Source organism: Acidobacteriota bacterium (genome assembly GCA_016196065.1).
Classification (GTDB): domain Bacteria; phylum Acidobacteriota; class Terriglobia; order Terriglobales; family Acidobacteriaceae; genus Acidiflorens.
On sequence record JACPYL010000010.1, the window covers coordinates 1,598,733 to 1,613,545 of the forward strand.

The window sequence follows — 14,813 nt, forward strand, 5'->3', positions numbered from 1 at the left end:
TTTCCAGCAGGGTCTTCCTCGGCGTCCAGTCCCCTGAATCCGGCGAGAAAAACCGGAAGGCGCTACGGACCAGACACCACTGCCAACTGGACGGACGTTGGCGCGTAACTGATCTCAAAATGCTCGCCGGAGTTGATGCTCAGTCCGTTGACGGTGCTGAATTGGCCCGTGCGCGCACTCGCTGTCAGGATCGTGAACGTGTCGCCGATTGCAGGCAGGAAATTCTTGATCAGCTTGATGTTCAGGGTTCCCGCCAGGCTGGCGCCGTTAGCGACGGCCAGTTGGCTGTATTTCCCTCCCACATCGATTCCGCCGATCTGGATATTCAAGGTGCCGGTCGCTCTCTGTGTGTAGGTTCCAGTGCCCCCAATGATGGAGAGCTTGCCCGAAGCGTTGGTGGAGTCTCCTGCTGTCACGATCGAGTCAGAAACCACCGATGCTGCGACCTTTCCTTTCCCGAGGAGACTCCCGCCTTGCAGCGCAAAACCGGCTGTCGCCGATAGGGTTCCATCCACTTTCGTCGTGCCCCCGGTCTGGGTGTAGGTGCTGGCGCCGCCGACGGTGAAGCTGCTGTTCGCCTTCACAGATGTGTTGTGAGCATTCGTAAAGGCGATGTTCGTGGTGAGTGCTGCCTTGCCCTGAATCGTGAGCGATCCCTTCTTCGTATTCGACGACAAACCCAGCAACGCGTTCGTAGTACTGGCAGTGATGAGCGCAGTGGGACTCGTCAGTTGTATGTTGGCCGCATTGGTCACGATGTTGGCATTCGCGAACTTGAGAGTTCCACCTACTATGTACGTGCCTCCAGTCAGGGTCGAACCGGAGAAATTACTGAACTTGCTGGGAATTACGGCCACACTGCCCACATTCACCTGCAACTTCCCCTGGTTGTTGAAGGGGTTGAGATTGAGGTTAAACTGCGCGGGTAGGTTCGCCAGAATGAAGCCCTTCTTTTCGTTGGTCAGAGCCATTATGCCGTTGCCTAGCGTTCCGCCCCCCTCGATCAGATTGTCCACATTGTCCAGAAAGGGTGTGCCGCTGCCACTCACGATCGACTCCACCGCATTGACATATTGGATGGTGCCCTTTCCCTTCAAAATTACGGTTCCATCGATCAGTGTGTTGTCGTCCCCCCAGGCCGCTGAGCCCAGTTGGAACGTGCCGGTATTGTTGATGGTTCCGCTCAGGCGTGCCAATGCAGAGTTGCTCGTGAGTCCACCGACTTGGATCAGACCGGAGTTGGTTAGATTGTTGAAGCCGCCAAGGCCTTTGACCAGCACCACCCCATTGCCACTTGTGCTGAAAGTGCCGCCAGTGATGGCAACACCCTCCAACGTCACCGTCGAACCGTTGAGTGCCTGGATGGTCCCGCCGGTGTTGTCAAAGCCCAGACCGCCCGTGCCTGCCACCAGTCGCAGGGTACCGCCATTGCTGGCCTGAAGCGTGCCGCTATTCAGCAACGTGCCGAAAGTCGTGCGGAGTTGCAGAGGCGTTGTGAGGTTAGCGTTCACAAGACCCTGGTTGTTCATGTTGAAATTGCCTTCGGCCGCCATCGTCCCTCCGCCTGAGATGGTCTCCTGGTTGATCAGCGTCGTGGCGCTGCCTCCGATGACGAGGTTCGGCGCATCGCTCATTGCAAAAGTCCCGCCTCCCTTCAGCGTCACCGTCGAGCCGCTCCACACCATCTGCGCACCCTGACTTCCCGTTCCCGCTAGAGTCAGCGTGCCAGCGTTGCTGATCGTCGCACCAGCGATGGTGAGCCGTTTTCCGGGTGCTACCGACACGCTGTTCCCGCTGTCAATGGTGAGGTTCCCGACGGGTGCATTGCCTGTGTCCTGTGTGACCACCCCGGTCCCACCGCCCTTGCAGTTCCCGATGAAAGCGTCTCCACCGTTGGGAATGCCTCCGCACCAGTTCGCCGCATTGCTCCAGACCCCGGTTCCTCCGCCCCATGTCTGCGCCTCCGCTGGGATCGACACCCAGCCCATTGCCAACAAGACAGCCAACCACAGATAGACCTTCATACCCGGTACTCCTTGCGCAGAATTAGTACTGGGTGGAGAAAGTGCGCCGTCAGAAGCAGCGCGACCCAGTTCTTGCCTACCTGGATAGCCCAACCCGAGTCTGGATGTCCTTACAAAACTCTGATATTGTTCTTACACTTTTTTGCCAGGGGCTAACCCTGTGTCGCCCAGCCACTTCTACGAATTTCTCGGATTCCGGCTCGACCCTGACCAACGCCTGCTCTTCCGTAACGGCGAGGTCGTACCCCTTGCGCCCAAGGCATTAGATACGCTCCTTCTGCTGGTCGAAAACCACGGCCGCATCCTCGAAAAGGATGTGCTTCTCAAACACGTTTGGCCCGACACGTTCGTAGAAGAAGGCAGCCTCACGCGGAATATTTCGGTTCTCAGGAAGGTACTGGAAGAGGGTCTGGCCGGCGTTGCCTGCATTGAGAATATTCCCAAGCGCGGCTACCGCTTCGTCGCCGAGGTCCGATCCGTTCCGGCGGACCACAAATCACGATCGACGACCTCCGAACAGCCTGGCGGAGCAGGTCAGTCGACAGCGTCTGTCGATACTCGGAAACCCAGGCTCAGTCCTGCCTGGCGCATTCCCGTCCTGATCGCTGCCATCCTGATCGCCGTGATCGCCACACCGCTAGTGCTCAATGTGCATGGCTGGCGGGACGCCATCTTCGGTACCAGCGCCGGCAACATTCAGTCGATTGCAGTTCTACCGCTTGAAAATCTTTCGAACGATCCGGAACAAGCCTATTTTGCCGATGGAATGACGGACGCTCTGATCACCGACTTGGCGAAGATCAGTTCTCTGCGGGTTGTGTCGCGTACGTCCGTCATGCAATACAAGGGCGCCCGCAAATCGATCCCGCAAGTAGCACGGGAACTTGGTGTCGACGCGGTGGTCGAGGGTACAGTGACTCGCGCGGGCAACCAGGTTCGCATCACCGCTCAGTTGATTGCAGCCCGGAACGACCGGCACCTGTGGGCTGAGATGTATCAACGGGATTTGGGCGATGCATTGATCATGCAAGGTCAGGTCGCGCAGGCTATTGCCGACAGCGTTCGCCTTGAACTGACTGCCGACGAGCGGTCGCGCCTGTCATCCCTGCACCGTGTCGACCCGGAAGCGTATGAACTCTATCTCCGCGGCCGCTACTATTGGAACCGAAGAGATGCCGAAGGCTTGACGCAAGCCATCGAATATTTTCGCAGCGCAACCCGTAGAGATCCCAACTTTGCCCTGGCATATGCCGGCCTGGCGGACTGCTACAACGTGATTAGCGATTCCGTCTCGATTCCCGCCACCGAAGCACTTGGCCAGGCGAAAATCGCATCGCTCAAAGCATTGGAACTGGATGCCAATTCGGCCGAAGCTCATGCCTCTCTCGCTTGGGTGCGATTTCAGCTCGATTGGAACTGGGCGGACGCGGAGCACGAATTCCGCCGCGCCATTTCTCTGAATCCCGGCTATGCAACTGCCCACCACTGGTTCGCAATTTTTCTCAGCGCCATGGGCCGCGGCGCTGAAGCGATTGCCGAAGCCAAGCGCGCCCAGGAACTCGATCCACTTTCGCTGATTATCCGGCTCGACGTTGGGTCCGTTTACTTCTGGACTGGACACGTCGACCTCTCCCTGCAGCAGGAACTCAAGGTCCTTGACATGGACCCGACGTTTGTCCGCGGCTATTTCTATGTGGCCATCGCGTACGCGCACATGCGCCGGCTGGACGACGCGCTCTCCTACTTCCACAAAGGCGCTGCACTGGCCGGCGGTGGAACCCAGCCCTTTCAAGAACTGGAAGCGTGGTTCTATGCCGCTTCCGGACGGCGTCGTGAAGCGTTCAATATCCTCGCAAAACTCGAATCCCCGGCACGCGAACCGGCCGAGTCGTACTACATTGCGGAAGCCTATGCTGCTCTGGGGAAACGCGACGAGGCCTTCAAGTGGCTGGAGCGGGCCTATCGGGAGCGCACCTTCTGGATGGTCTATCTCAATGTCGATCCAAGATTGGACTCACTGCGGTCCGACCCAAGGTTTCACGACTTAGTAAGTCGAGTCGGGTTGGCGCCTGCGACCCCCTAACAGTTTCTCTGACCTACTAGACGCGATTTCATCTGAAACTGTCATCCTGAGCCGCCCGGAGGCGAAGCCGAGGGCGAGCGAAGGATCTGCTTTCTCTTCGTGCGCAGAGACTGCCGCCCCTTCGCCCAGCCCAGGTAAGGATGACAGTTCCACATGACTCCCGCAGTAGTAACGACTTCCGCCCCGGGGTAGCGCAGCGGTTCAGCCCCGAGGTCGCGGGTTTGCACTTCTTCAGCAAACTGCCAGTAAAAAGCCGGCCCCTGCCGAGGCCGGCCGGATCGAAGCCAATTCACAACGTTAGGGCGTAATCTCAAATACGTTGCCGCCCTGCACTTGCTGGATCAGGAAGTTCTTCACGGTAGTTCCGTAGAGATGACCCGCACCGTCCCGAAACAGTCCCGCGAACGGGACAGCTCCGTCTTCAAGCCCCGCGAACGCGTGCAGTACCTTTACGCTGCCGTCGGCAGCAAGCTGAAATGCCGTGCCGAGATTGTGAATACCGCCCTGTTGCGCGGTGCCATAAAGGTTCCCGGCCGGGTCTGCAACCAGACCACCGTTGGGGTTCCGTCCTTCGCGCTGGATAAACCGGTGGAGGATTGTGTACGTGCCATCTTTGGCGATTCTGTACACCGTTCCGTGCTCGGTCTTACCACCTTTGAAAGCCGTGCCAAACAAGTTGCCCGCCGCATCCAGCAGCAGCCCGCCTTGCGGAACTGCGCCATCGCTACGGCCCTTGAAGGTATGTAGGACGGAGAAGTTTCGATTCTTGTCGAGCTTGAAGACCACGCCGCAGCCCGCACCCTCGAACAAGAAAATCTCTTTGCACAGGAAATCGCCGCCCGACTGAGTCACGCCGAATAAATTTCCGTCGGCATCCTGCACGAGAGGTCCAATCGGATTCGCGCCATCAGAACCGCCCGTGAATTTGTGGAGCAATTGCAGGTGGCCCGTAGTGCTCAGTTCGAAGATGCTGCCGCAACCAAGTTGGCAACTCTGATCGCTGCCAAACTGAGCTGCGCCAAAGATGTTTCCCGTTCTGTCCATGATGACGCCGCCTGCCGGCAATTCGGGCACGTCGACGTTCAGCCCTCCGGAGAAGGCGAACACAATGGATTCAACTCCCTGAGGAGAAATCTTATAGATGACCCCGGCGCCTGGTCCGCCTTCCGCAACGCCGTACAGGTTGCCGGCTTGATCCTGGATTAATGTTCCTGTGGGGAACGCGCCAGTGGTCGCCGAGTTGTTCAAGAAAGTGAGCACCGATTCCTTACCCTTGTTGTCGATCTTGAATACAGTTGCCGGGCTGGTCGTCGTTCCATAAAGGTTGCCGGCGGCATCCCGCAGAATTGCTCCCTCTGAGAACGCCCCGTCCGTTTGATTGTTGTTGAACTGATGGAGAGCGGTGAAAGTCTGTGCCTGCGTCGGCAGGATCGCCAACGCAAAGCCGATAAGTACTACAAGAGTGAGGTATCGTTTTCTCATAAGTTTTGTCCTTGTCTGCTGCGACCGCACAGGCGGGCGCTGGAACGAAATATCTTGATTGCTTCCCTTTCCGATTGAGCAAAGCTCCGCTGTGGACACCACACACCACGAGTGTGCGAGCCAAACAGCCCGTCGTTGTTCCCCGGTCAAATGTGATACGAAATAAAAAATGGCGAGCGGAACTAGCGACTACGCGCATTTTTTTTCGGCGCCAGCGATCCCCGATTAGAGGTCGCCTGAATTGGGAGGGACTTCAGCGCTTAAGGATTGGATGTGCACGAATGAACTTTGAAGTAAAAACATCGTCATGACATTGTCATTAGGATGTAACTTCTTTCGCGGCGTCTCGCCTGTTCCACAATGTGTTGTTTCAGCGTGAAATGGGGAGCGGGCGTCACTCCGTTTGCGAGTCTGTCGCGATTTGCATCCGGCCGCGGTGTTACTTCACTCCCGCCAAGCTCGCGTGCCGGAACAGCAGACCGGACGCGGTGAACAACGCCACGAAGACAAAATGCCCGATGACCATATCCCGCGCCCTGTCGGGCGGCGCGCCCGAAGGCAGCAGCACGGTAATCAGCGCCAGCGTCGCCGCCATCGCGAACAACGTGCGACCCAACCCTCGCGCTTTCAGCCGCGCCAGCAAGGCCCCAATGATTCCCACCACGAGCACGATTTGGTACGCCAGGTTCTCCGGATGTTCCGAGTCCGCGACCTGGACCATGGTGGACCACCCCAAGGCGAACCCCGTGACCAGCGCCAAGCCGACCCCTGCCTTGTACGACCACACGCCCATCTTCCTCGCGATCAGCGCATACACCATCCCAGTGGCGAAAAACAGGACATACACGAACACGAAACTTCCCGCGCTCCAGTTCCATCCCTGTACCAGCCGCGATGCCACGAGCGGCACCATCAACGCAGCCAGCGCTCCCAGCGCGACACGCAGAATTGTCTTACCCAGTTGCGGCATATGAGTTGCGTTCTCCCTGACGATTCCCACGGATGTCTCGAAAAAGATCCACAGCGCGAGCCCGGCTAGTCCCCTCTTGGCGTCCACGCGCTCACGGCACAGGTCGTGAAATGTCTGCACCATTCCCTCGGCGAACCGCTCGCGGAAAGGCCGCGGATACAACCGCAGCAGCATCGCATACCACGTCTGATAGCGGCGGACTGCGCCGTTAGCGGCCATGCGCCAGGCTTTCTGTCGACAAGTTTTCTTTCGCCAAGCGCGCTTTCGCCACCGCCACCACGCTGCGATACCGATTCAGCTCCGCTTCCAGTGCCGCCCGCCCCGCCCCTGTAAGCTCGTAATAAATTCGCCGCTCGTCGTCCATCTCCGGATCGACCCGCTTATCGCTTTCCCGGATCAGCCCGGCCTCCATCATCCGCCCCATCGAGCCATAGAGCGTCCCCGGGCCCATCTTTGCCTTGCCCTGCGAGTCCGCCTGCACCTGTTTCATGATCCCGTACCCGTGCCGCTCCCCAGTCGAAAGCGCCAGCAGGATGTGCAGCACTGCGGGAGTCAGCGGATCTCGCACCACGCTCTTCTTCGCCATGCTCCGATACTATATCCGTTGCGGATATATGGCAAGCCCAGGCTGAGTGAGTGAATACCTAAGGACTACTTCGTGCATCCGCAATATGTTATGAAGTACGAGTGACCGCAAAGAAAGTGGGGAGCGACTGATGGATAGTGGCGTTCGGTCTCTAGTTGCCTTCGTGGTTATGGTGATCTTGGCAGGATGCTCCATGAGAGTGCCTGCTGAAACGATGGTTGGTACTTACGTTGCATCGCATCCATTTGGAATCGAAACGATTACCTTGAACGCGGACGGGACTTTTGTCCAACGTGTCGCGATACAGCAAGAACAGCCCATGACGATTCGCGGAACTTGGGATTTCGATCCTAAAGAATCACGGGCGCACCTTTATGGCAGCATGACCGTGGCCGATGGCTTTGGTCATCTAAGAAGCGATTGGAGAACGGTGACTGCGGGAGTTGACTCGTTGGACGTCGAGCGGCACTGGTTCAGAGTTGTAATGGGCTCGGCAGCTACATCCCCATACATAAAGCAGTGAGCGCTGCCCGCCAGATGCGATCCACTAGGGACGCAACGACCCGCTTGGGTGCGGCAGGTTGTGAAATGTGCCACTCGCAAGGATCGTTGGTCACAGCCGCAGTGATACCGGCTACTCCCTTGCCCGAGTTGCCTGGCGGCCATCACGCCGACAAAGAGTCAACCTGTCAAGGATTGAGGCCGACAATTCCGTTTCCGCTTAATGCAACCGCCTGCGGGCTTGCTGGGTCAGAATCGCTGATTACCAGAACCGCAATTCGCTTTCCCACGGCTGTGGGCGTGAAAATAATCGAGATTGTGCAACTCGCCGTGGGTTCAATCGAAGCTTCACAGTCGCTCGTTTGAGTGAAATCGCCAGTGTCCTTGCCGGCGATATAGATTTGGTTGATGGCCAGCACGCCCGTGCCTGTGTTAGTCAAGGTGACCTTTTTCGGCTTGCTGGACGTACCCACCACAGCCTTGCCAAAAGTGAGTTTCAAAGGGGAGACGCTTACAAAGGTCTGGGAGGCAATTTTGGTAATGAATGCAGCCCTGCCCGACGACGACGGTTGAAATGCTAAGAGAGTCGTGGGGAATGAGTGGTGAGCCTGCGCTGACCCGCTTACGTAAGCATTGCCTATCGCGTCCACCGCAATGCTTTGACCGTAGTCATACCCCTTGCCGCCCAAGTATGTGGAGTACACGAGGCCACTACCAGCGGCGTTGACCATGGCGACAAATGCATCGTCAAAGCCACTGTTCTCTGCCCGGAGAGCATTGGCCGTAGGAAAGTCCGTTGAGTATGTATACCCGGTCACGTAGGCATTGCCTGCCGCATCCGCAGCGATGCCGGAACCGAAGTCCCAATCGGCTCCCCCCAAGTAAGTGGAGTACACGAGGGCGCTACCGTCGCTATTGATCTTGCTGACAAACACCTCATACTCGCCGTGGTTCGTCGACTGGATGGCACGCACTGTGGGAAAGTTGGTTGATCGGGTGTACCCGGTAAAGTAGGCGTTGCCTGTCCCGTCCACAGCGATGGCCTGCCCCAACTCTTCCCCGCTCCCACCCAGGTAGGTGGAGTAAGAGAGGGTGCTGCCGTCAGCATTGATCTTGGTTATGAACGCATCGTAACACCCATGATTCGTGGCTTGAATGGGATTGGCCGTAGGAAAGTCAGTTGAGCATGTCGTTCCAATCACGTAGTAGTTGCCCGCCGCATCGACTGCGATTGCGCTACCGTAGTCGTGTGAGGATCCGCCTAGATAGGTGGAGTACACGAGGTCACTGCCGTCCGCATTGATCTTTGTCACATACGCATCCGCAGACCCGTGATTCCCTGTTTGAAAGGAATTGGTTGTAGGAAAGTCAGTTGAGTACGTCCACCCGGTCACGTAGGCATTGCCCGCCGCGTCCACAGCGATGCCATGACCGAAGTCGTCTCCGCCTCCGCCAAGGTAGGTTGAATAGACGAGTGCATTACCGTCCCTATTGATCTTGGTGACAAACGCATTGTAACCGCTGCCGTCCTTGCGCTGAATGGGGTTTGCCGCGGGGAAGTCTGTTGATCGCGTGTAGCCGGTCAAGTAGGCGTTGCCTGCCGCGTCCACGGCGACGCCCCAACCGAAGTCGTCACGACTTCCGCCCAGATAGGTGGAGTACACGAGGGCGCTGCCGTCGGCATTGATCTTCGTCACATACGCATCCGCAGACCCATGATTCGTAGCTTGGATAACATTGGCTGTAGGAAAGTCAGTTGAGTATGTGTATCCGGTCACGTAGGCATTGCCTGCCAGGTCAACCGCGATGCCAGTACCAAAGTCTCTTCCGCTCCCGCCCAGGTAGGTGGAATAGGCAAGTACGGGGTCAATAATCAGTTGTCTCTGGTGATCGTAAGAACCTACGCGAAATCCCACCTCGTTCTTATTAATTACATAGCCACCGCGAATCTCGCGCCTCGCCCCATTCACCTGTTGATAGATTTGCGGACGGCGCAGATGAACGTTGCCTGCTGCGCTGCTCAACACCAGATCGCCCTGTTCAAGGCGGAGCTTTGTCGCACCTTCGATTCCGAGTCGTATCACGCTCGGGTCAATTCCAGGCTGAAGCACGAAATCGTATTCCAGCTCTCGTTGATTGCCGTAGTAAACCAGATCCACTCCAGGGTAGACGTTTTCATAACGCACCTTGGCATACTGCCGGACATTGGCTTGCCACTTCTTCGGGTCGTCGCCCACGAAATAGTTGCTCTTGCCAGGCAATTCATCTTGCCCCGACATTTCCGTCTTGGAGTTGGCACCTGCCAGCTTCATGTGGAGCACGGCAGATTGTTCGAGCGGAGGCAGAGACTTCGCAGTGGGCGAGACGGGCTTTTGCTGAGAGGCTTTTCGTAAAGTCAGAACCGCCTCGGTGGACGTAAGAAACAGACTGTAGCCCGCGCCCCGCGTGAGGAACTTCACCTGCGGATCGCTCTGGCCCTGGTTGGCCTCGAAGGCAAGCGGAAGCTTGCCGTAACCTTCTGCTACGCGCACTTTCTGAGCAGGCATCCCAGAGTGAGCGGGTGGAGCAACGGTCTGCCCGTGAGCACCGGTCAAGAGCGGCAGCAGACAGCAGAAGCAGAGAACTCTTGTCTTCATAATTCCTCCTGAATCACCTTGGCCCACCCGGGATCCTGCGCTCAATGCGGGTTAGGTGTTGGGGTGGAAGCTGTTCGATGAGGAATGTTGCACTAAGCATCGCGCAGTCTTCTTCGGTGAGATTCCTGGGTGACGGTATCCTGAGGCCGTGCAACGTGGATACTTGACCAGTGGAGAATTGTAGGAGGTAGTCCGGTGGAAGGCGGTGACAAGGGTCACCTATCGCCGTGAGAAGTTCGATCCAAGGCGAAAAACGAACTGGGCTGGAGCAAGAAAACGACGTTGCATTTGCGTTTCAGCGTATCGTCGGGGAGCGGATTTCTGGGTCGAGCCTTCTGGCGTACGGAAACTAGAGAGCGTTTGTTGTGGCCCGACATTTCCCGGAAGAGCGCAGACACCCACGTTTCAAGGAACAAGACGAGGGACACTCGCACGTTAAGTGGCCAACACGCCGAAAGGGCCCGCAACACCGGAGCGACTCAATGTCAGCTTGGCGCGGGGGCCCCTGCCGTCATGGCGCACTCTCCTACGGCGTGGAGAACCCGTAGGCTTCCTTGCCGCCGTTGATTCCCCAGACGCCAGCTCCGCTGCCGACACTGAGCCGGGCGAGCGTGCCGGGAACCTGAACAAACGTCATCGAACTGGAATCCAGGCGAAAAATTGAGCCAGAGGCATTGAGTCCCCAGACTCCGTTCCCGCCCGCGCGGATCTCGCTTAGTATTCCGGAAAGTTGTCCGAAATCCTGGATGTTGTCGTAGAACTCGTAAATCTGAGTATTGAAGAGACCCCAAGAACCATTCGGACCCACCGCGACCTGCGTGAGGATCCCGGGCAACTGAACGAAACCACCGGTCGCGAAGTCGAACCGGAAGATCTTCCCGTTGGAGTTAATCCCCCACATGTCGCCACCGCCCACGGCCAGGCTGGAGAGAAATCCCGGCGCCTGATCGAAAGCCTTTGTGCAATAGTTGTAGCGAAAGATTTGTGTAGCGGCGTCGAGTCCCCAAACTTCGTAGGGATGGCAATTGTCGTGGTAGCCGGGACCGACAGCAATCGAATCGAGAATGCCTGGCACTTGCGAGAAAGCGTAACTGGTCCCGCTCTTGCTGGCTCGGTAGACCTTGCCGGCGGAGTCGAGCGCCCAAACCTCGTCCGCCTGACTCAGATTGCCTCCCCCGACAGCGATGCTCCTTAGCGTGATGGTGTTCGCCAGAGCAAATTGTTTTCCTTTGAGAACATATGGGTTCCCGGTATTTGAAAGCGCCCAGACGCTGGAAGCTCCCGCTGCGATGTCCTCCAGCGCGGCTCCGCCTTTCACTTTTACGTGCTTGAAGGTTTGTGCGGGCGCGGATGGAGCGCACGCAATCCCCAAAACCAGGACGAAGAGCAGTGAATATGGAGAAAGCTTCATGACGTACCTCCTGTAAAGATGAGATTTCCTACTTTTCCGCCGAATTGACTATCGAGCTACAGCCCCAGCCCCGAAGGTCGAAACTGGGACGCACTGATTACGGAGTCGAGAACGCGTAGGCCTTCCCGGTACTGTCAATCCCCCAGACGCCGCCGCCGCTGCCCACGCTGATGGAAACGAGTGCGCCCGGAATCTGGGTAAAACCAATCGCAAACGGCTGTAAGCGGAAGATCTGCTGGGAGGAACCAAGTCCCCAGACTCCGTCTCCGCCCGCTTGGATCTGAATCAGCGATCCTTCTACGGTGTTCTGCCCGACTCGTGTCAACTCGAATAATGGGTACCCGCCGAATTTATTCACGAAGACGGCATTGGTGCCCACCGTGATCTGGTCAAAGGTCGCCGGTGCCGCAACCTGGCGAAAGGCGAGAGTCGTAAAATCGAACCGAAAGATGTCGCCGTTGCCGTTCAGCCCCCAAGCCTCACCGCTGCCCACCGAAAGTGTGCCAAGTGTTCCGGGCACAAAGTCCCAGTTCCCGATGCAATAGTTAAACCGGTAGATCAGGGCCGCCGAGTTGAGTCCCCATACTTCGTAGGGGTGGCAGCTGTCTTGATAGCCAGGACCTACCGCGATGAAATCGAGAACACCTGGAGCTGGTGAGAAGACCCAGGAAGTTCCGCTCTTGGTCGCGGTGTAGATATTGCCGGAAGAATCCAGACCCCAAACCGCATCCGCCTGGAACGCATTGCCTCCTCCGACAGCGAGTTGGGTTAGAGAGAGATTGTTCGCCAGGACGAACTTACCGGCCTTAAGGATGTACGGTTTCCCATTGCTGGCGCGCGCCCATACGCTCGCGCCTCCCGACGCGATTTGAGCGAGCGGGGCTCCCCCTTTGACGAGTACGCGCTTGAAGGTTTGTGCGGGCGCAGATTGGGAGCACACGATTCCCGCAATCAGGGCAAACATCGTGAGCAATGATTTTGCGTTTTTGTTTTTCATGGGTCTCCTTGACTATTCCGTGGCGACGAGGCCAGCCCCACATCAGGCTCTACTGGGATAAACGAAACTCTTAGGGAAAAGACGACAATGGGGCTCCAATGACGGGGGAGTCCTGCGGGAAAAATCCCCAGTCTCCAAAGATCGAAGACTGGGGCCCTCTAGCTAGGGAGTGGAAAAACTATAGACCTCGTGGGAACCGTTGATCCCCCAAACGCCGCTGTTGCCAACGCTGATGGAAGTGAGCTTCTCGCGAGAAATCTCAACGAATTTCAGCGTACTCGGCTCGAAGTGAGAGATAAAAATGCTGGAATGGGCGGAACCAAGGCCCCAGACTCCGTTCCCTCCCGCCTTGATCTGATCGAGGTAGTCACCTTCAGGAGAGAATTCAAACAACAATTTGTCATACAAATAAACGTCTGGATCACCTGTAAATGACCTCTTGGCCCATGCGCCAAACGGGCCGACTGTGATGTCCACATAAGAACGGTTCGATGCGTCCGGCGGCGGGTCGAAACTGAGAGTCGAAAAATTGAATACAAAGGGTAGGCCGCCGCCAATTCCCCAAACTTCGCCGCCGCCCACCGCTATCGTGCCCAGGGTTCCAGGCGCCTGCTCCCAATTCTGGAGGCAGTAGTTGTACCGGTAGATGAAGGCCGCTGTGTTGAGTCCCCATACTTCGTATGGGTGGCAGTCGTCGGCGTAGCCGATGCCTACGGCGATGAAATCGAGAACACCCGGCATCAATGAGAAAACCCATTTTGTTCCGGTCAGAGTAGCGCTGTAGACATTTCCTGCTGCACTAATCCCCCAGACCGCGTCGGGTTGAGTCAAACTGCCTCCGCCGGCCGCAATCTGTGTCAGGACCAGGTTCTTCGCCATGGCGAATTGACCGCCCTTGTAGACGTACGGGTGGCCATTACTGGCGAGTGCCCAGACGCTCGAATCCCCAGCCGCGATCTGAACGATTGGCACGCTTCCTTTGACGGGGACTCGCTTGAACGATTGCGCAGTTGCGGCTTGAATGCAAATCAACCCCACAGCCAAAGCCAGTAAGGGCAATGAGAGAATTTTGTTTTTCATCGTCGTCTCCTTGGACCATCCCCGAGTGCGGCCTAGGGCGTAGAAAAGTTGTAGATTTCGTTGGAGCTATTGATTCCCCACACGCCAGCGCCGCCCACGCTGATGTTGTAGAGCTGGGGAGATGAACGCGAAAATATGTGCGGGATTCGATCGAAATTCAGCGTGTAGGGATCGAAGTGAAAAACACTATGGAACCCATCGATTGCCCAGGCCCCGTTCCCGCCCGCCTGAATCTGAACACCGGGTCCCAGGTTAAAGAATTCGCCCAAAAGCTTGTCGTATGCGTAAACCCTACTGCCGTCGGTCGCCCAAGCCCCATTGGGACCGACAGAGATCTGGCTTAGCGTGCCGTGGACGAATGCCTGGTCGAAACTGAGGGTCGAAAAATTGAATACAAAGGGTAGGCCGCCGCCAATTCCCCAAACTTCGCCACCGCCTACCGCTATCGTGCCGAGGGTTCCAGGCGCCTGCTCCCAATTCTGGAGGCAGTAGTTGTACCGGTAGATGAAGGCCGCTGTGTTGAGTCCCCATACTTCGTAAGGGTGGCAGCTATCGTGGTAACCGATGCCCACGGCGATGAAGTCCAGAACACCCGGCATCTGCGAGAAGACCCACTTTGTTCCCGTAAGAGTTGCGCTGTAAACGGCGCCAGCCGCATTGATCCCCCACACCGCATCTGGTTGAGACAGACTGCCGCCCCCAGCCGCGATCTGTGTCAGAGCCAGGTTCTGCGCCATGACGAATTGACCGCCTTTATAGAAGTAAGGGTGCCCGTTGCTGGCGAGTGCCCATACGCTTGATCCGCCAGCCGAGACCTGCACGATCGGTGCCCCTCCCTTTACAGCAACCTTTTTGAATGTTTGTGAAGGAGCGGTTTGGGCACAAACCATTCCTAAAATGAGGGCAAGGATTTTAACGAATGACATTCCTGGTTGATTTTCCAAGGTGGTCTCCTTTGGACCATTCCGTAGTGGCGGGGGGCGTCCACAACGGACTCTACTTGGGATAAACGGAAGCCGCGCGCAAACTACGACAGGAGAATT

The 14,813-nt window shown here is 57.2% G+C and carries 11 protein-coding genes; 2 read left to right on the forward strand and 9 right to left on the reverse strand.

Annotation, left to right across the window (positions count from 1 at the left end):
- Window positions 1–62: 62 nt before the first annotated feature.
- Window positions 63–2,024, reverse strand: coding sequence for a hypothetical protein (locus HY010_09980; protein MBI3476051.1), 1,962 nt, complete (start codon window positions 2,022–2,024; stop codon window positions 63–65).
- A gap of 160 nt (window positions 2,025–2,184) precedes the next feature.
- On the opposite strand from HY010_09980, the gene HY010_09985 reads away from it, so the two are divergent.
- A complete protein-coding gene (locus HY010_09985; GenBank protein ID MBI3476052.1) occupies window positions 2,185–4,107 on the forward strand; it encodes a winged helix-turn-helix domain-containing protein in 1,923 nt (640 codons plus the stop codon).
- Window positions 4,108–4,404: 297 nt separating this feature from the next.
- Here the strand turns inward: HY010_09985 and HY010_09990 are convergent, their stop codons facing one another.
- The 3 genes from HY010_09990 to HY010_10000 form a co-directional block, all read right to left on the reverse strand.
- Window positions 4,405–5,589 (reverse strand): hypothetical protein, encoded by a 1,185-nt coding sequence (locus HY010_09990; protein MBI3476053.1) that lies wholly within the window; start codon window positions 5,587–5,589, stop codon window positions 4,405–4,407.
- Between the two features lie 439 nt (window positions 5,590–6,028).
- Complete coding sequence (locus tag HY010_09995) at window positions 6,029–6,778, reverse strand: hypothetical protein (protein ID MBI3476054.1); 750 nt, start codon at window positions 6,776–6,778, stop codon at window positions 6,029–6,031.
- The gene (locus HY010_10000; GenBank protein ID MBI3476055.1) at window positions 6,768–7,145 is read right to left on the reverse strand and encodes a helix-turn-helix transcriptional regulator; all 378 of its coding nucleotides are present in this window, start codon (window positions 7,143–7,145) and stop codon (window positions 6,768–6,770) included. The genes HY010_09995 and HY010_10000 overlap by 11 nt, the downstream gene beginning before the upstream one ends.
- A 193-nt stretch (window positions 7,146–7,338) precedes the next feature.
- On the opposite strand from HY010_10000, the gene HY010_10005 reads away from it, so the two are divergent.
- Window positions 7,339–7,668 carry a hypothetical protein gene (locus HY010_10005; protein ID MBI3476056.1) on the forward strand — a complete coding sequence of 110 codons (330 nt, stop codon included), beginning with the start codon at window positions 7,339–7,341 and terminating at the stop codon, window positions 7,666–7,668.
- A 166-nt stretch (window positions 7,669–7,834) separates the two neighbouring features.
- Here HY010_10005 and HY010_10010 read toward each other — a convergent pair whose 3' ends face one another.
- The 5 genes from HY010_10010 to HY010_10030 form a co-directional block, all read right to left on the reverse strand.
- Window positions 7,835–10,282: an SBBP repeat-containing protein gene (locus HY010_10010; GenBank protein MBI3476057.1), complete on the reverse strand. Its 2,448-nt coding sequence runs from the start codon at window positions 10,280–10,282 to the stop codon at window positions 7,835–7,837.
- Between the two features lie 526 nt (window positions 10,283–10,808).
- The gene (locus HY010_10015) at window positions 10,809–11,693 is read right to left on the reverse strand and encodes a PQQ-like beta-propeller repeat protein (GenBank protein ID MBI3476058.1); all 885 of its coding nucleotides are present in this window, start codon (window positions 11,691–11,693) and stop codon (window positions 10,809–10,811) included.
- A gap of 97 nt (window positions 11,694–11,790) precedes the next feature.
- Window positions 11,791–12,690, reverse strand: a complete 900-nt coding sequence (locus HY010_10020) for a hypothetical protein (protein ID MBI3476059.1) — start codon at window positions 12,688–12,690, stop codon at window positions 11,791–11,793.
- Window positions 12,691–12,852: 162 nt separating this feature from the next.
- Window positions 12,853–13,770, reverse strand: a complete 918-nt coding sequence (locus HY010_10025) for a hypothetical protein (protein MBI3476060.1) — start codon at window positions 13,768–13,770, stop codon at window positions 12,853–12,855.
- 32 nt (window positions 13,771–13,802) lie between these two features.
- Window positions 13,803–14,696 carry a hypothetical protein gene (locus HY010_10030; protein MBI3476061.1) on the reverse strand — a complete coding sequence of 298 codons (894 nt, stop codon included), beginning with the start codon at window positions 14,694–14,696 and terminating at the stop codon, window positions 13,803–13,805.
- Between the last annotated feature and the right edge of the window lie 117 nt (window positions 14,697–14,813).

Bases quoted from the DNA above. Each gene is read 5' to 3' on its own strand.
- HY010_09980 (MBI3476051.1), bottom strand. From the start codon at position 2,024: ATGAAGGTCTATCTGTGGTTGGCTGTCTTGTTGGCAATGGGCTGGGTG.
- HY010_09990 (MBI3476053.1), bottom strand. From the start codon at position 5,589: ATGAGAAAACGATACCTCACTCTTGTAGTACTTATCGGCTTTGCGTTG.
- HY010_09995 (MBI3476054.1), bottom strand. From the start codon at position 6,778: ATGGCCGCTAACGGCGCAGTCCGCCGCTATCAGACGTGGTATGCGATG.
- HY010_10000 (MBI3476055.1), bottom strand. From the start codon at position 7,145: ATGGCGAAGAAGAGCGTGGTGCGAGATCCGCTGACTCCCGCAGTGCTG.
- HY010_10005 (MBI3476056.1), top strand. From the start codon at position 7,339: ATGAGAGTGCCTGCTGAAACGATGGTTGGTACTTACGTTGCATCGCAT.
- HY010_10010 (MBI3476057.1), bottom strand. From the start codon at position 10,282: ATGAAGACAAGAGTTCTCTGCTTCTGCTGTCTGCTGCCGCTCTTGACC.
- HY010_10015 (MBI3476058.1), bottom strand. From the start codon at position 11,693: ATGAAGCTTTCTCCATATTCACTGCTCTTCGTCCTGGTTTTGGGGATT.
- HY010_10020 (MBI3476059.1), bottom strand. From the start codon at position 12,690: ATGAAAAACAAAAACGCAAAATCATTGCTCACGATGTTTGCCCTGATT.
- HY010_10025 (MBI3476060.1), bottom strand. From the start codon at position 13,770: ATGAAAAACAAAATTCTCTCATTGCCCTTACTGGCTTTGGCTGTGGGG.
- HY010_10030 (MBI3476061.1), bottom strand. From the start codon at position 14,696: ATGTCATTCGTTAAAATCCTTGCCCTCATTTTAGGAATGGTTTGTGCC.